Here is a 16606-nt window from a genome sequence, read left to right on the forward strand (position 1 = left end):
CCACCCCTATTGATATTGAGGCAATCTCAGATGAGCCAATCTCAGAGACTATTGATATCGGGGACGAATACGAACTTCCCGACGCCCAGGACGCCGAAGACAGTGAAGAGACGATGGCAATTGAGGAGGAATTATTAACCGAAGAGTTCACGCCTGAAGAGGCCACCCCTATTGATATTGAGGCAATCTCAGATGAGCCAATCTCAGAGACTATTGACATCGGGGACGAATACGAACTTCCCGACGCCCATGACGCCGAAGGCGGTGAAGAGACGGTGGCAATTGAGGAGGAACCATTAACTGAAGAGTTCACGCCTGAGGAGACCACCCCTGTTGACATCGGGGACGAATACGAACTTTCTGAGGTCATAGACGCCATAGACACTGACGAGGGGCAAGAGACGGTAGTAATTGCGACAGAGCCATCAACCGATGAGACCATACCTGTTGAACCCCATGCGGCATCAGAGACCAAACCAATCTCAGCGACAGAGCAGACCAGGCCGCCTGCCAGATTTAATCCCGTGCACGAATACGAGCTGCCCCCTGATATTGATATTGACGATACAGACGAGGGTGAAGAGACGGCAGAGTTAGAGGCGGAGGCGTCAACCGATGATGAGTTCACGCCTGAAGAGACCATGCCTGTTGAAACCCATGCGGTAGAGGAGGCTGAACTACTTTCAGGGGTGCAGGAGAGTGAGCCGCCCGCCGCCCCTGAGCCTGAGGAAGAGTATGAACTGCCTGCTGACATAGACGACGGGCAAGAGTCGCCAGAGCTAAAGGCGGAGCCATCAACCGATGATGAGTTCACGCCTGTTGAAACCCAGGCGGTAGAGGAGGCTGAACTACTTTCAGGGGTGCAAGAGAGTGAGCCGCCCGCCGCCCCTGAGCCTGAGGAAGAGTATGAATTTGACAGCCACGACATTGAGGACAGCGACAGCGACGGAGCAATCGAACTTAATGCAGAACCACTGGTGGATGAGCTCATCCCCATTGATACCATCAGTTCAATGGCTGTGGAGGCTGAACCTGATTTCGGAATCAGAGAATCCACGCCACCAGCCCCATTTTCCCCCGTGGACGAATACGAACTGCCAGCCGACATTGATATTGACGACATTTACGACGGCGAGACAGCAGAAGAGCTAAAGGCGGAGCCATTGGCCGATGAGTTCACACCTGAGGAGCGCATCCCCATTGATACCATCAGTTCGATAGCCGTGGAGGCTGAACCCGATTTCGGAATCAGGGAATTCACGCCACCAGCCCCACTTTTCCCTGTGGGTCAATACGAACCGCACGCCGGAGGCCACACCATTGACGTCCTCGCCATTGACACAGGGCAGGCAACGTTAGTCCCCCGTGTGGAATCCGCAACCGATGAACTCTCCCAACATGAGCTTATCCCTGTTGACTCTACAACGGCAACGGATATTGAACCCCTTTTCGGGCTTAAAGAGGCCACACCATCAGCCCTGTTTAATCCCGTGGAAGACTATGAACTCCCTCCTGACATTGACAGCGGCGACACAGATGCAGTGCTCAAAGTGCAACCGTTAACATACATATCTACACCTGAATCTACCCCTATTGATACAATAAATGAGGCAACAACAGAAATTGAACCTGATTTGAGGCTTGAAGAGACCTCGCCTCCAACACTACTTAATCCCGTGGAAGAGTCAGAACTGACCCCTGATACGGACGGCGGCGAAGGAACGGTCAAAGAACAACTCAAAGCAGTGCCATTAACCGATGATCTCCCCCCTGATGATACAACAAAAGGTGCGGCAACGGAGGCTGAACCAGCATTGGCGCATGAAGAGACCTCGCCTCCAACACTACTTAATCTCGTGGAAGAGGCAGAACTGACCCCGGATATTGACGGTGGCGAAGGAGCGTTCAAACTCAAAATGGAATCATTAACTGATGAACTTATCCCTATTGATACAGCAAAGGAGGTGGCAGTGGAAGTAAAACACGCGTTCGGGCTTGAGGAGTTCTCGCCAACTGTCATATTTAGTCCTGTGGAAGAGTACGAACTGCCCGCAGACATTGACAGTGATGTCAACGATGGTGCCGAAGGAATGCCCGAAGAGATGGCAATCAAATTCAAAGCGGAACTATCAGTTGATAATCTTCCCTCTGATTATGCGACAATTGAGGTGGCAACGGAGGCTGAACCCGCATTAGGACTTGAGGAGATGGCACCTCCTGATATGCTTAGTTCTGTGGAGGACTATGAACTGTCCCCTGACATCATCACTGACGACGCAGAAGAGACGGCTGAAGAGGGGGCATTTGAATTTAATGTGGAGCTATCAGTTGATGAACTCCCCCTTGATGATACATCAGTTGAGGTGGCCACCGAGGCTGAACCCGCCTTAGGGCGTGAGGAGACCTCGCCAACTGTCATGCTTAGTCCTGTGGAAGAGTATGAACTGCCCCCTGACGTCATCACTGACGATGGCGAAGAAACGGCTGAAAAAGGGGCATTTGAATTTAATACGGAGCTATCAGTTGATGAACTCCCCCTTGATGATACATCAGTTGAGGTGGCCACCGGGGCTGAACACGCGTTCGGGCTTGAGGAGACCGCACCTCCTGACATGCTTAGTCCTGTGGAGGACTATGAATCGCCCCCTGACGTCATCACTGAGGACGGCGAAGGAATGCCCGACGAGCTGGCAATCGAATCCAAAGAGGAAACCCTGCCCTATGAGCTACATGAGGACTTACATATTGAAATCAACGCCGGAGGGCTGCGCCAGCCAACCAGCGGACAAAGCGACGAGACCGCCGCCGAAATCCTCCCGCAGAAAGAGGACGCTGGTAAACCAGCCGCCGAAGGAAAAGAACCGGATATAAAAGAAACGTCGGCCACCGCGGCCTTACCTTTGGTAAAGGAGGCCAAGGCAAAAGAAGTCAAGACCGTGGAAGTAAAACCAGCAGAGATGAAGCTCAAAGAAGATGAACATCTGGATATGGGAGATAAACCTTTCACCCTGCACACTAAGATAATCAAAAATAAGATTACAAAGCGGGTTGAGGGCAAGGTAAAGGCCGAGACAATAGACAAAGACCGCGTGTGGCTTATGCAGGAGCTTGACATGATAGATAGTTATATAATCACTGAGCACTATCTTGCGGCCATAAAGGCATTTCAGCGCTTGCTGGAGCGCTATCCGGGCGATGAGGAGATATTGAAACGCCTTGATGACATCAAACATATGGCGAAGTTTATGGACAGAGACGATAACTCGATGATAAGAAAACTTAAACTTATGAAAGATAAGTTAAAGGAACGAAAGGAGTAGTTATGACTCCCGAAGGCGGCAGCGGGCAATCCAGAATTGACAAGCTTAGACAACGGCTTAACCTGAGAGCCTCATGGGCATTTCTCATCACTAATCTCATAAATATCAAATACCTGACGGGCTTCAGCGGCTCAAGCGCGTATTTGCTTGTAAGCGGCGTGGACAGTTATTTCTTCACAGATTTCAGATACAAGGAACAAGCGGCGGCGGCGGTCGGTGCGTGTGATATAATAATTACGAAAAAAGACCCTGTAAGGTTTATTGTAAATTTTATCGAAAAGAAGAAAATAACAAAATTGGCATTTGAAGACACCCTAAGCTACAGGACATTGCGGATGTTTAAACAAAGGTTTCAGGTAAAGGCGCTGAGAGATACGGTAGAGGGCATCAGGATTATTAAGGACGCCACAGAGCTGTGGCATATAAGACGGGCAGCCCAACGGGCGGAGAGCGCCCTCAGCGAGTTGAAACCCCGCATAAAGGCGGGCGTCACAGAAAAGGCTATCGCATTGATGCTTGAGGAGGGGTTAAAGGCCCAGGGGGTGGACAGCATACCGTTTGAGATAATTGTGGCATCCGGGAGGCGCTCCTCTATGCCCCACGCCAGGGCGACTGACAAGGTATTGGAACAAGGCGACCTGCTCATCATAGACTGGGGCGGGGACTCCGGCGGCTATTACTCCGACATGACGAGGACATTTCTGGTAGGAGGGGGAAATGATTTGGGCAAGAAAAAAGAGATTTATGATATAGTACTAAAGGCCAACGAAGAGGCACGGGCATCGGTAAGAAGGGGGCATAGGGCCTCAGATGTGGACGGGGTTGCCCGCTCGGTGATAAAAGATGTCGGCTATGGCCGTTATTTTGGCCACTCAACGGGGCACGGCATAGGGATGGAGGTTCATGAGCTGCCATATATATCGGCAATGAACAGGAAACAAAAAATAGACGAAGGCATGGTCTTTACGGTAGAGCCGGGGATATATATACCTGAGATTGGTGGTGTGAGAATAGAGGATATGGTTTGTGTAACAGGGCAGACAGCAGAGACAATAACAAGCCTTTCTAGAGATTTAGAGGTGTTATAGCAGTTCAATTAAACGCAAAGAGCGGCAGGAGGAGTGTTTTTGATAGCGACGAATGATTTTAGAAGAGGGTCGAAGATAGAGTACAAAGGGGAGCCTTATGAAGTAATCGAATTCCAGCACGTGAAAATGGGCAGGGGCGGGGCGTTTGTCCGCGCCAAGATGAAGGGGCTGAAAAGCGGAAAGGTAATAGAGGATACATTCAACTCAGGGGAGAAATTCCCAAAGGCCAATCTCCAGAGCAAGCAGATGCAGTACTTGTATCTCCAGGACGGTATGTACTATTTTATGGATATGGAAAACTACGAGCAAATCCCCCTGACCGAAGACCAGCTTGGCGGCTCAAAGTCCTTTTTGAAAGAGGGCATGGTGGCAACGATTCTCTACCATAAGGAAACCCCGCTTACCGTTGAACTGCCGATATTCGTAGAGCTTGCCATAGCGGAGACAGACCCCGGCTTCAAAGGCGACACGGCCTCAGGCGGGGCAAAACCGGCAAAACTTGAGACCGGCGCCATGATAAAAGTCCCCTTTCACATTAATCAGGGAGACATTATTAAGGTTGACACAAGGACAATGGAATATATCGAACGGGTGAAGTGATGGAAATTAACGATATTAAAGAACTCATAGAGCTGATAAAAGAAACCGACATCACCGAGATACATTACGAAAAGGATGGGTTGAAAATAACCCTCAAGAGGGAATCCACCGCCGCGGCGGCGGCCACTGCGGCATCGGTGGCAATTGCACAGGTCCCTGACGCGGGTGAGCTGGCCAATGAGGCCCGGGAAAAAGAAGACGACAACTATTTGACCATTAAATCCCCGATAGTGGGCACGTTTTATCGCTCGGCAACCCCCGCCGCCCCTCCGCTTGTCGAACTTGGTGATTCTGTGAGAAAAGGACAAGCACTCTGCATAGTGGAGGCCATGAAGCTGATGAATGAAATAGAGAGCGAGGTAAACGGTACAATAGTGAAGATATTTCATGAAAACGGCACTGCGGTTGAGTACGGTGAACCTCTGTTTCAAATAAACCCGCTCTGAGGAAGGATATGCCTCTTTTTAAGAAAATACTGATAGCCAACAGGGGCGAGATAGCGATACGCGTTGAGCGCGCCTGCAGGGAACTCGGCATAAAGACGGTGGCGGTGTACTCCGATGTGGAAAAGGACGCCATGCATGTCACAATGGCGGACGAATCCATATGTATAGGGCCTGCCCGCGCCGCTGACAGCTATCTGAACATCCCATCTATATTGAGCGCGGCGGAGATTACAGACGCAGAGGCGATACACCCCGGTTACGGTTTTCTGTCCGAAAACCCGCAGTTTGCCGAGGCGTGCAAGAAATCAGGTATCTCATTCATCGGCCCAACGCCTGAAAACATTCGTCTGGGTGGAAACAAGGCAAGGGCCAAACAGATAATGAAAAAACATGGCATCCCCGTAGTTCCAGGAAGCGACGGTGCCATATCAGACAAGAAATTAATCTCGAAACTGTGCTCAAAGATAGGATATCCCGTTATTCTGAAGGCCTCAGCCGGTGGTGGTGGCAAGGGCATGAGGATTGTATATATGGAGCCGCATCTTGAGAGCGCGCTTTCGTCCGCTGAGGCAGAGGCTCATGCCGCGTTCGGAAACGGGGAGATGTACGTGGAGAAATACATACCGCGCACGCGCCACATTGAAGTCCAGATAGCCGCGGATAACGAGGGCGCTGTCATACACCTTGGCGAGAGGGACTGCTCTGTCCAGAGGAGGCATCAGAAGCTCATTGAGGAGGCCCCATCCCCCGCAATAACTGAAAAGACAAGGGAAAAGCTCGCCAAATTCGCCGTAAAAGCCGCCGAATCGCTGAAATACAGAAACGTAGGGACGATAGAATTCATACTCGACGCCGACGACAATATTTATTTTATGGAAATAAACACCCGCGTGCAAGTCGAGCACCCCATAACAGAATTGATAACGGGGGTGGATATTGTAAAGGAACAGATACGCATAGCGTCCGGCCTTCCCCTGAGCACAAAACAAAAGAATGTAAGACTAAAAGGCCACTCAATAGAGTGCCGCATCAATGCCGAGGACCCGTTTACGTTTGTACCCTCGCCCGGGCAGATTAATTTTCTATACCTCCCCGGAGGCCCCGGCATCAGGGTAGATACGTTTATACACGCCGGGTCTGTCATACTCCCATACTACGATTCACTGATAGCAAAGGTCATATCGTATGGCTGCAACAGAAAAGAGGCCATCGAAAAGATGCGCCGTGCCCTTAATGAATTCCAAATCGGGGGGATTAAGACCACCATACCATTTCATAAGACGGTGCTGTCAAACCCAGATTTTCTCGCCGGCAAGTTCGACACGGGCTATCTGGAAAGGGAAAATGCCGCAGACCGCTGACAACAGATTGTTTTTAGGCGGCATATGCGTCCTGATGGACTGCGGGAGCCGTGGCCGCCCACCCTTTGATACAATAATAGACATCATAGGAAGTGGCGTAAAGTGGGTTCAACTCAGGGACAAGAAGACCTCCCGTCTTGCCGTATATAAGGCCGCACGTCTGCTAAGGACACTGACGCGGGCAAATAGTATAACCTTCATAATAAACGACTATGCGGATATAGCCGCCGCTGTGGACGCCGATGGCGTGCATCTCGGCCAGGATGATTTGCCGCTTTTGGAGGCGCGTAAGATTCTTGGGAATGACAAATTGATAGGCATATCCACGCATAACATTGAACAGGCCATAAAGGCACAGGCAGAGGGTGCCGATTACATCGGCTTCGGGCCGATATATTCCACAGCCACAAAGAAGGCCGGTCAGCCCAAAGGCCCGCAGTCAATAACAGAAATCAGAAGCCACATTCACATCCCCATAGCGGCCATAGGCGGCATAAATGAAGGGCATATCACAGAGCTGATAGAGGCTGGGGCCGACGCCATTGCCGTGGCCTCAGCAATAATGGACGCCGAGGACGTCTCAAAAGCCGCGGACGCCTTTGTCAGCAAACTCATGGCTTTGCGCGGCACGGGATAATAATGATGGACAGCATAATGGAAGAGAAATACCGGCCCATATGCGGCCGCTACAATCGCTGCCAATCGTACCCTCTTCACGCCATTATTGAGATGTCAAAGTCAGTTGGAAGGGAAATCCGCCTTGAAGCCTTGTTGAAGGTGATTATAGAAAAGACCGCCGAGTTGATGGACTGCCACAGGTGTACGGTTTTTGTCTATGACGAAACTGCCGGAGAACTCTGGAGCTATGTCGCCATAGGCATTGATTCAAACGAGATAAGATTTCCCCTTGGCGCGGGCATTGCCGGGGACTCCGCCATCAACCGTAAAAAGGTCAACATCCCCGACGCGTATTCAGATTCCCGGTTTAACCGCGAATTTGACGCAAAGACCGGCTATCGGACAAGGTCTGTTTTGTGCTGCCCTATGGTAAATGTTGAGGGCAGGCTTATTGGTGTCCTTGAGGCCATTAATAAAAATACCGGCGGGGCGTTTGACGAGGAAGACGAGGCCCTGATAGAGTATCTGGCTGGGTACTCCGCCATCGCCATAGAAAGGACATTTCTGACAAGCAGATACGTGGAGTATAAGAAAAATCAGGAGATAATGGGGTTTGCCCGCGAGATTCAGATGAACATGCTGCCTGTGGATTTCAAGAGTATCTCTGACAGCTCAAACGCCGAAATCTATGCCTTTATATCACCGGCCACCGATGTGGGTGGAGATTTCTATGACTACTTCTTTGTCGGGGACAACAGGCTATGTTTTGCTATCGGCGACGTATCCGGCAAGGGTGTGCCGGCGGCCCTGTTTATGGCGGTTGCCAAGACCCTCTTTAGTACGATAGCAAGAGACGGCGCCACACCGGGGCAGATATTATATCGTCTGAATCAGGAACTCTCAAGGGCCAATGACATGATGATGTTTGTAACCATGTTTGCCGGTATTTTAGATACCACCACAGGGCTGCTGACATACAGTAACGCGGGGCATAACAGCCCATATGTCGTCTTTGGAGATTGTAAGATAGAGAAACTGGACGCGGTCACAGGGACGGCAATCGGCCTGATGCCAAACTCGGTTTACGAAGAGGCTGTGGCTGACATCACCGGGCACTCCGCAATTTTTCTTTATACGGACGGCGTTGACGAGGCCAAAGACGAGGGCGGCAGGATGTTCACGGTTGCGAGGCTTGAGGATGTACTGTGTGACATTGCCTTTGATTCGCTGAAAAATATGGTGGACATGGTTTTATCGGAGGTTGCCGGGTTCACGGCGGGTGCGCCGCAGTCTGACGACATCACGATTTTAACTGTAAGATTAAACGGCGGGGCAGTTTCTACGGCGGGAGGCCTTTAGATGGAAAACGACGGCGTATCCGGCGGTGTAGTTTATGTCCGCTCCTTTGACTGCGAAATAAGGGTCATCCCGGTTATCCTGGATTTCATCGGGGAGGCGGCTGACGCACTTGGTTTCGGCGGCAGTTTTGCCTTCGATGTCAAGGTTGCGGTTGACGAGGCATGTACAAATATTATAGATTATAACTGTGTGGTTGGGTGCAAAATAGACATCTCGGTAGAGTCAAATGGCCGGGATTTTATCGTGGCGATAAAGAGCCGCGGCGAGCCGTTTGACCCCAACGCGGTAAAGACGCCTGATATTAGTCTGCCGTTGGACGAAAGGCAGCCGGGGGGGCTTGGTATATTTTTTATGAAGCAGTTGATGGATAAGATAGATTACGTGTCTGAGGACGGACTAAACACGTTGACCATGGTCAAGCAACGCCCGATTAACACTTAAGTGAGGTGAACTTATTATGAAATTTGACGCAAAAAAAGACGAGGGCTCTACCCTTCATTTTGATTACAGAAAGCAGGGCAACACATTAGTTATCGCCTTAGGCGGCAGTATGGACAGCGCCAGCGCCCCGAATTTCACCGCGGTGGTTGATGATAAACTGGCCGAAGGCGAGAATCAGTTGATTGTCAATCTGGATAATCTTAACCACCTCAGCAGCGCCGGGCTGAGAAGCATCCTCGTGGTGCTGAAAAAGATAGACGCCCTGAAGAGAAAAATGTACTTTGTCTCGGCCAATGAGGACGTCAACAGGATATTTAAGATGGCGGGTGTTTATAACAGCATGTTCAGCGTATATGAATCGGAGGAGGCAGTGTTTAAGATTCTCCCTGCAGATTAACGGCGAAGGGGGGGTAACCCCCCTTCACCCGTAAATCTCGCAACGCTTTACATGGTATAGCCGGATTCGCCGTGCTGAGTGTTGTCAAGCCCCTCAACTTCGTCTTCACTGCTGACCCTTATTGTCGTAAATAAGCCGATAATCTTAAAAATAGCTATGGTCATGACAAACGAGAACACCGCAACGATTAAAACTGCGCCCAGTTGAACAAACAACTGTTTGGCGTTGCCATAGAACAGGCCGTTTGAGCCTTGCGCATTCATGGCCTTGCAGGCAAACAGTCCTACACATACTGTACCGATTGCCCCCCCTACCCCATGGACGCCAAATGCGTCAAGGGAATCGTCATATCCAAGTCGCGGCTTTAGATTCAGAGCGAAATAACATACCACCGCGGCAATTGAACCAATGGCAAATGCCCCCATAGGCGTTACAAACCCTGCCGCTGGCGTTACCGTGGCCAAACCGGCTATTGAAGCCGTGGCAGCGCCAAACATCGTCGGCTTGCCATGAAACATCCACTCAAGGGCAATCCACACACACACCGCCGACACCGCCGCCGTATGAGAGGTAACAAATGCCAGCGTACTTAACTGCCCCGAAGACAGGGCGCTACCACCGTTAAACCCAAACCACCCAAACCACAAAATCCCCGTGCCAATGACCGTCAACGGCAGGTTGTGCGGAGACATAAGGTCGTGAGGAAACCCCTTTCTCTTTCCAAGATATAAGGCCGCCGCAAGGGCCGAAAACCCTGACGTAACATGCACTACGATTCCACCAGCAAAGTCCATAACGCCCATCTGAGACATCCACCCGCCCTTTCCCCATACCCAGTGTGCTACAGGGGTATAGACAACAGCAGCCCATACAAAAGTAAACACCATAAAGGCGGAAAATTTCATCCTCTCGGCAAATGCCCCACTGATGAGGGCCGGCGTAATGGCCGCAAACATCGCCTGATAGATCATAAAGGCCAGGTGCGGCACCGTAGGGGCATAGTCTGCATTAGGCTCAAGAGTGACAGAACTAAGCCCCGCCCAGTCCAGCCCGCCGATGATACCATGAAAATCCGGCCCGAAGGCAAGGCTGTAGCCGAAGAGTATCCACTGAAGGCTTACTAACGCAATAGCCACAAAGCTCTGCATTATCATGGAGAGGACATTTTTGCGCCTGACCATGCCGCCGTAAAACATCGCCAGCGCCGGCGTCATCAGCATTACCATAGCCGCACTGACCAACATCCACGCAGTGTCTCCCTTATCTACAGCCGAGGGTGTGTCAGCAAAAACAGGTGCGGCGATTAATATAAAAAGAACCATAAAAAAATACTTTTTCACATAAACCTCCCCAAAAATTTTATGGCGCATTCGCAACCATATGTCTAAACGGCGCATATTGCTTATCGGCCACGTACAGTAACATTTTTTAAATCAATTTTTCAAACTGTGACAACTGTGATGTGACAACTACTTGTCAAGCCACTTTGACTTAAGAAAAGACAGATATCCATCCTCGTACATATCGTCAAGCGCCCGGTTTATTTTGTCAAGCAGAGATGGGTCTTTCAGCAGGGCGTTTCTATTTATCGCAATGGAAACATATCGGTTGTCATATCTGCCCTGAATGACCTTTACAGGCAGGCCGTCCTCTGATGCCCTTTTCGCGTATGCAGAGACTACGCCGGCGTAAAATACCGCGGCGTCGGCGTTCCCTGATTTCAACCCCTCGTAGACCGCATCCAGCCCGGGTTTAACGATAACCTCTGCGGCTATTCTTTTGAGTTCAGAAATTGAGATATTGTCGTTGACAACGGCAATCCTTTTGCCCTTGAGTGTCTCAATACCAACGACAGTGTTTTTTACTTTATCCGTCGAGAACTCAGACACGATCTCCGCCGTAATCAGATTAATCAGGAGAAGCCCGATAAGCCATATCAACACAGACAATAAACGGGCATGATGACGCTTAGGAATCACATCGCCAAACCCGATGGTTGTCTTAATCTCAAGCACACACCACATCGCGTCGAAAAGACCTCTGCCATAAGGGCGGGCAATCAGGGTGTCGTTTTTCCTCTCAAAAAACCATAGTATGTTGCCGAATATGAAGATGAACACAACAAAAACCAGCGCCGACTGCATTACTATCGGCGAGTACGCGGCTGACAGCGCCCTGATATTCATTAAGAAATGGTTTCGCAGCTTATCTATCACCAGAATCCTAAGGCCGGAGATAAAATATGGACGGCTGAACACGGCCGTTTTCGAGTTTTCTCTGTTGGGACGAATACCCAGTAAGACTATGTCCAGTCTGCCGGAGAAAAACTTCGAGTTGCATTCGGGTATATTGCTGCAGCCCTCTAAGTGGTACTTAAGCCCTGACCGCAGGGCAACCTCCCGCCATACATCCGCGACAAGGCCACGATATTGCCCGTCCTGCTGCCTATGGTAGATAACCTCGCTCAAAGGCATGGCAACCCTGTATGTCTCTTGCCCGCCACAAACGCCAGAGGCGGCCAAAAACACACTCCCCGCGCATAATAACGCTATGACGATTCTATGGACGCCCATTTGCCGTCAATAGCGAGAATCGTTCCATCGCCAAGCATATCAAAGATAACATTGTTGATCTCATCAAAGAGCACCGCGTCGAATGTCTTTCCAGACATACCGGTCTGCCATTGGACTTCATACCTTGTGCCCATAATAGTGTCGGGATTGAGGCCATCCTTAAGCGCCCTGCTTGCAAGCTCCATGGTCGGCAGGTAAAAAAGTACGGCAGCCGCGGCCTTCCCTTCCTTTAATACGTCGTAGATGTCCTTATAATTTGAAACGACCATAGGCCTTGCCCCGACGTCTTTCACGTCGTTGATAATGGCCTCGTCGTTTGAGACGGCCACCGTGTTATTTTTTAAATCCGCAAAATTCCTTATCGTACTATTTATTTTGTTCGTTGAAAACTCGGAGATAATCTCGGCAGAGATAAGCGTGATAAGAAAAAGGCCAGTAAACCATACTACGACAGAAAATAAGCGTGAGCGCAACTTTCTCGGTACGACGTCTCCAAATCCTATGGTGGTCTCCGTTGCGATGACGCACCACATGGCGTCAAAGACCCCTTCCTTATAACCCTTCGCCATGCCGGAGTCTTTTTCCAAAAACCATAGTATATTGGCGTAGATAAAGGCGACTACTATAAACACAACAAAAATCTGCATCACAATCCCCGACCACGCGACCGACACTGCCTTAAAATTATCAATCAACCTGAGTCTCCACGCCTTCATCAAAAGAATCGAGAGATTTGACACATGATAGACATGCGAGAAGGCCGCGATGTCTTCATTCTTAGATGAGCGTGCGATACCGTTTAAAAAGAAATCAACCTCACCGGCAACTACTTTTTCTCTCAGCTCATTGGCGTCTTTGAATTCCGCAAAGGTGTAGCTGACCCCCGCCCGCTTTGCTATCTCCTTCCAGATGTCGGCGATAAGCCCGGTAACCTGACCGCCTGGTGTTTTACTGATATAGCAGGGTTCGGCGATGAACCCCACGGTGTAGGTCTTGCCATTGGTGACGGCGGTGGCGGCGGCAGCGCTGCCAACAACGACAGCCGTCAGGACAAACGCGCATACCGCGACCATTATCATTTTCCGCATAATATACTTGCCTACATGCCATCTGCCCTACTGAAGGGGTTGGCGCGTCCTCATTAATTTAATCAAAGCGGCTCCCGTGAACTTGCCATCTTTGGCGAAATTGAAGGCAATTCTCGCGTATCCGGCAGCCTCGCACTCATCGCAGCCATCTCTAAGCATAAAGAGAAACAAATATCGCAACCCGCCCGCCTCAGCTGTCTGAATCTTTTCAAATTCAACCCCCGCCGCAGAAAGCGCGAGGTTAGGGTTTACCTTAATAAACATGGGGTATTTCGGGTCTTCTTTGATATTGATTGTGGCCATGGCCGTTTTCTCAACAGGGATTGCCGCGGGGATACCATTTACCAGGACATGTTCAACCGTTGCGTTGTCCGCAGTAGCGTTATCCGTGTTGTCGGCGGGCGTTACGGTTATCAGGCTAACCGTCCCCAGCCCTGAATCGGTGGCAGGGGGCGCATCAGCCGCGTAAACGCCGCCCACGCCTGCCGCGGCACACATAATGAGCAGTGTCAATAACAAAAACCTCATGGTTTTCATATTATACACGATTACCTCTGATAAACGCAGTGGGCAATTTTGTCGGGATGGCGGATGGAGTTCTGACAAAGTGTGGCGAGATTTGCGGGTGAGGGGGGGTTACCCCCCTTCGTCTTTGATACTCAGGCCTTTGAGTGAGTTTATCGTACTGGCAATATCCCCTGATTTCATAAACGATGTACCGACCAGGATGGCGTCAACTCCGGCATTCTGAAGCATCAGACACTCACCCCGCGACTTAATCCCGCTTTCACTTATGACTATTTTATTGTCAGGGATCTCTTTTGCGAGGTTTAAAGTTGTATTAACATCTATTGTCATATTAGCTAAATCACGGTTATTAATGCCGATAATCGCGCAATCAAGTTTCAATGCCATATCTAATTCTTTAAGATTATGCACCTCAAAAAGCACATGGAGTGAGCATTCGGCGGCGATACTCATAAGCCGGTAGGCCTGGTCTTGCGTAAGGGCGGCGGCAATCAATAAAACGGCGTCGGCCTTAAATGCCCTGGATTCATATATTTGATATTCGTCGAAGATAAAATCCTTTCTTAGGATAGGGCATGTGAGGATTTCCTTTGCCACTTCGATATAAGACAGGCGACCGTTAAAAAAATCCTCCTCTGTAAGTATGGAAACGGCGTTAACGCGGCATTTCTCGTATGTTTGGGCTATGTCTTTTAAGTTAAAATCACGGCGAATAATTCCTTCGGACGGGGAGGCGTGTTTGATTTCGGCGATTAATTTTATTGAATCTCCATCCGCGCGCCTGACAGCAGACTCGAAATTACGACAAGATACGGCAGCGGCTGCCTTTTTAATCTCGCTAAGCGAGAACATATTTTTTTGCTCAAGCAATCGCTCCGCTTTTTTTGCAATGATCTTATCAAGTATAGACATTTCGGCTCAAAGAAACGGACATTATGGTGGGTGTGGCCATTGTTTCACATAAACAAGCCACACCCAATCCATTAGTATAGCTATTTAGCTGCTGGTGATGCCGCAGGGGCTGCTGCTGGCGCCGCTGATGCTGCCGGGGCCGCTGATGCTGCTGGGGCTGCCGGAGCTGCCGGTGCCGCTGATGCTGCTGGCGCTGCTGGGGCCGCTGGGGCTGCTGATGCTGCCGGGCCTGCTGGTGCCGCTGGCGCTGCCGGGGCCGCTGGTGCCGCCTCAGGTGCCGCTGATGCTGCCGGGGCCGCAGGGGCCGCCTCAGGCGCTGGTGCCGCTGGGGCTGCCGGGGCCGCTGGTGTTGGCGCTGGTGCCGCTGATGCTGCCGGGGTTGGCGCTGGTGCCGGGGCTGGCGCTGGCTTACATGCCGCAAATGACATCACGAGCGCCGCAATAAGTGCAAAATACAATAGATGCTTCATCCTTTCTACTCCCTCCTTCTTTTTTTGATTCAGAACCTTCTACCTAAAGGTGTTGTAATATAGCATAGGAATAAGATAATATACCAGCATTAAATTAAGAATATTAATTGATGGCCATTAGCGTCAGATTATATGGGCAATTATCGGAGCTCCTGGTGAGTTCCGGCTGCGCTTACACATTAAAATATGAAGGCGAAGGATGTGAGGACAGATGGAACTCACTAATTTACGCCGTAGGCGATGTGGCCGGGATGCCGCCAATGTCGGGACTTAGAGAGATGGCAAGGCAGTTAAGCGCGAAAATCGCTCATGTTGACCCATTCATTAAGTCCTGCAACGACGAAGTCTGCCCGCAGTGTGAGCGTGTCTGCTGCCTGAACAAGTTTGGGTGTTATGATATTGGCGATGTAATATACCTGGTCGCGTTGGGCTGGCGGCCAGTGGAGATATTATCTTTCAGCAATAACGCCCCGGAGGGCTTACCGTGCAAATATCTGTCACAGTCGGGCTGTGTTATTTCACGGCAGTTGAGGCCGTTTCGATGTAACTGGTTTTTCTGTATCCCCATTATCGAATATATGGAAAACGGCGGTAAAAGGGCATACAGGGGCTTTAGCAGACTTTTTCAGGAGATCATCCGGCTAAGAAAAGACATGCTTGATGAGTTTTGCGCCTACACTAAGGTGTTATCAGAGTTGGCTTAGCATTTTATTTCTCGTCCGCCGGTTCTTTCTCGTCACTGAACCCCGGGACCCGCGATTTTGTGCCTTGCGTCTTGCCGCGCTCCAGTTTCAAATTGTAACCGAGGGCCATTGTAACTATCTCTGAGGCCTGTGAAGATAACGTCCGGTATGCCGATTTTATTTCCATCCTGTAGGCAAAGCATGGCCAAAGCGAGACCATTAATACTATGGGAACAACAAAATCTTGTGTCTTTCGGGACACAACACCCTTTATCATATCCATAACGCAGTTATACAAAAATTTAAGGATAAAAATAACGGCTCCGGCAACAAAGATACCAGACGTAAACACCCAAAGGATAAATGCCAGGGCGGAGCGGGCGCTGATGCCTTCCTCGTCACCTTCTTTGAGCTTATAGGCAAACTTCAAACATTTTATTTCTGCGCATTCAATACCCCAAAGGGAATACAGCCAATAAATCGCAAATAACAACCATATAAAAAACATGGCGCGTACCAGAACAAACCTGTTTTCATACAAATACTGAAGGGGGCTGACCGGCTGTTTATACATAATGCTACCTCCGTGGCGCACGCATTCTTAGCAAGCACCGCCGCCACACGCATCTATTGTACTACATAATAATCAGTAAAAAAAACAGGAGGAATAAACCCAAGCTCCGATATAGAAATTTGCACCTATTGATAAAAGGGTTTTTGAA

At 50.0% G+C, this 16606-nt stretch carries 16 protein-coding genes and 1 pseudogene; 11 read left to right on the plus strand and 6 right to left on the minus strand.

Features of this window, described 5'->3' with window-relative positions; translation table 11 throughout:
* From AB7D94_RS07060 to AB7D94_RS07100, 9 genes and pseudogenes are all read left to right on the plus strand, one after another.
* Window positions 1-3320 (plus strand): annotated as a pseudogene (locus AB7D94_RS07060) (hypothetical protein); the annotation flags it as partial.
* A 2-nt stretch (window positions 3321-3322) separates the two neighbouring features.
* A complete protein-coding gene (locus tag AB7D94_RS07065; protein ID WP_420265047.1) occupies window positions 3323-4408 on the plus strand; it encodes a M24 family metallopeptidase in 1086 nt (361 codons plus the stop codon).
* Between the two features lie 39 nt (window positions 4409-4447).
* On the plus strand, window positions 4448-5008 hold the full coding sequence (gene efp, locus AB7D94_RS07070) for an elongation factor P (RefSeq protein ID WP_420265048.1): 561 nt from the start codon (window positions 4448-4450) through the stop codon (window positions 5006-5008).
* The gene (gene accB / locus AB7D94_RS07075) at window positions 5008-5454 is read left to right on the plus strand and encodes an acetyl-CoA carboxylase biotin carboxyl carrier protein (protein ID WP_420265049.1); all 447 of its coding nucleotides are present in this window, start codon (window positions 5008-5010) and stop codon (window positions 5452-5454) included. The genes efp and accB overlap by 1 nt, the downstream gene beginning before the upstream one ends.
* An 8-nt stretch (window positions 5455-5462) precedes the next feature.
* The gene (accC, locus tag AB7D94_RS07080) at window positions 5463-6815 is read left to right on the plus strand and encodes an acetyl-CoA carboxylase biotin carboxylase subunit (protein WP_420265050.1); all 1353 of its coding nucleotides are present in this window, start codon (window positions 5463-5465) and stop codon (window positions 6813-6815) included.
* Window positions 6799-7452, plus strand: coding sequence for a thiamine phosphate synthase (gene thiE / locus AB7D94_RS07085; RefSeq protein ID WP_420265051.1), 654 nt, complete (start codon window positions 6799-6801; stop codon window positions 7450-7452). The genes accC and thiE overlap by 17 nt, the downstream gene beginning before the upstream one ends.
* Window positions 7453-7454: 2 nt before the next feature.
* Window positions 7455-8792 carry a PP2C family protein-serine/threonine phosphatase gene (locus tag AB7D94_RS07090; RefSeq protein WP_420265052.1) on the plus strand — a complete coding sequence of 446 codons (1338 nt, stop codon included), beginning with the start codon at window positions 7455-7457 and terminating at the stop codon, window positions 8790-8792.
* Window positions 8793-9233, plus strand: a complete 441-nt coding sequence (locus AB7D94_RS07095) for an ATP-binding protein (protein WP_420265053.1) — start codon at window positions 8793-8795, stop codon at window positions 9231-9233.
* A 16-nt stretch (window positions 9234-9249) separates the two neighbouring features.
* Window positions 9250-9630, plus strand: coding sequence for an STAS domain-containing protein (locus AB7D94_RS07100; protein WP_420265054.1), 381 nt, complete (start codon window positions 9250-9252; stop codon window positions 9628-9630).
* Window positions 9631-9677: 47 nt separating this feature from the next.
* On the opposite strand, the gene AB7D94_RS07105 is transcribed toward AB7D94_RS07100, so the two are convergent.
* From AB7D94_RS07105 to trpC, 5 genes are all read right to left on the minus strand, one after another.
* Window positions 9678-10970 (minus strand): ammonium transporter, encoded by a 1293-nt coding sequence (locus AB7D94_RS07105; protein WP_420265055.1) that lies wholly within the window; start codon window positions 10968-10970, stop codon window positions 9678-9680.
* A 129-nt stretch (window positions 10971-11099) separates the two neighbouring features.
* Window positions 11100-12203: a transporter substrate-binding domain-containing protein gene (locus AB7D94_RS07110; RefSeq protein WP_420265056.1), complete on the minus strand. Its 1104-nt coding sequence runs from the start codon at window positions 12201-12203 to the stop codon at window positions 11100-11102.
* A complete protein-coding gene (locus AB7D94_RS07115; RefSeq protein ID WP_420265057.1) occupies window positions 12179-13291 on the minus strand; it encodes a transporter substrate-binding domain-containing protein in 1113 nt (370 codons plus the stop codon). The genes AB7D94_RS07110 and AB7D94_RS07115 overlap by 25 nt, the downstream gene beginning before the upstream one ends.
* 27 nt (window positions 13292-13318) lie before the next feature.
* Window positions 13319-13804: a hypothetical protein gene (locus AB7D94_RS07120; protein WP_420265058.1), complete on the minus strand. Its 486-nt coding sequence runs from the start codon at window positions 13802-13804 to the stop codon at window positions 13319-13321.
* Window positions 13805-13927: 123 nt separating this feature from the next.
* Window positions 13928-14731 (minus strand): indole-3-glycerol phosphate synthase TrpC, encoded by an 804-nt coding sequence (trpC, locus tag AB7D94_RS07125; protein ID WP_420265059.1) that lies wholly within the window; start codon window positions 14729-14731, stop codon window positions 13928-13930.
* A gap of 97 nt (window positions 14732-14828) precedes the next feature.
* On the opposite strand from trpC, the gene AB7D94_RS07130 reads away from it, so the two are divergent.
* Entirely contained in the window at window positions 14829-15176 is a 348-nt protein-coding gene (locus AB7D94_RS07130) for a hypothetical protein (RefSeq protein WP_420265060.1), read from the plus strand.
* Window positions 15177-15356: 180 nt separating this feature from the next.
* Window positions 15357-15905, plus strand: a complete 549-nt coding sequence (locus tag AB7D94_RS07135) for a hypothetical protein (protein WP_420265061.1) — start codon at window positions 15357-15359, stop codon at window positions 15903-15905.
* Window positions 15906-15909: 4 nt separating this feature from the next.
* On the opposite strand, the gene AB7D94_RS07140 is transcribed toward AB7D94_RS07135, so the two are convergent.
* Window positions 15910-16458 (minus strand): hypothetical protein, encoded by a 549-nt coding sequence (locus AB7D94_RS07140; protein ID WP_420265062.1) that lies wholly within the window; start codon window positions 16456-16458, stop codon window positions 15910-15912.
* Window positions 16459-16606: the final 148 nt, after the last annotated feature.

Source organism: Candidatus Magnetominusculus dajiuhuensis, assembly GCF_046044395.1.
GTDB classification, from domain to species: Bacteria; Nitrospirota; Thermodesulfovibrionia; order Thermodesulfovibrionales; family Magnetobacteriaceae; genus Magnetominusculus; species Magnetominusculus dajiuhuensis.

Coding starts and splice junctions, on each gene's coding strand:
- AB7D94_RS07065 (WP_420265047.1), top strand. CDS start 3,323: ATGACTCCCGAAGGCGGCAGCGGGCAATCCAGAATTGACAAGCTTAGA.
- accB (WP_420265049.1), top strand. CDS start 5,008: ATGGAAATTAACGATATTAAAGAACTCATAGAGCTGATAAAAGAAACC.
- accC (WP_420265050.1), top strand. CDS start 5,463: ATGCCTCTTTTTAAGAAAATACTGATAGCCAACAGGGGCGAGATAGCG.
- thiE (WP_420265051.1), top strand. CDS start 6,799: ATGCCGCAGACCGCTGACAACAGATTGTTTTTAGGCGGCATATGCGTC.
- AB7D94_RS07090 (WP_420265052.1), top strand. CDS start 7,455: ATGATGGACAGCATAATGGAAGAGAAATACCGGCCCATATGCGGCCGC.
- AB7D94_RS07095 (WP_420265053.1), top strand. CDS start 8,793: ATGGAAAACGACGGCGTATCCGGCGGTGTAGTTTATGTCCGCTCCTTT.
- AB7D94_RS07100 (WP_420265054.1), top strand. CDS start 9,250: ATGAAATTTGACGCAAAAAAAGACGAGGGCTCTACCCTTCATTTTGAT.
- AB7D94_RS07110 (WP_420265056.1), bottom strand. CDS start 12,203: ATGGGCGTCCATAGAATCGTCATAGCGTTATTATGCGCGGGGAGTGTG.
- AB7D94_RS07115 (WP_420265057.1), bottom strand. CDS start 13,291: ATGCGGAAAATGATAATGGTCGCGGTATGCGCGTTTGTCCTGACGGCT.
- trpC (WP_420265059.1), bottom strand. CDS start 14,731: ATGTCTATACTTGATAAGATCATTGCAAAAAAAGCGGAGCGATTGCTT.
- AB7D94_RS07130 (WP_420265060.1), top strand. CDS start 14,829: ATGCCGCAGGGGCTGCTGCTGGCGCCGCTGATGCTGCCGGGGCCGCTG.
- AB7D94_RS07140 (WP_420265062.1), bottom strand. CDS start 16,458: ATGTATAAACAGCCGGTCAGCCCCCTTCAGTATTTGTATGAAAACAGG.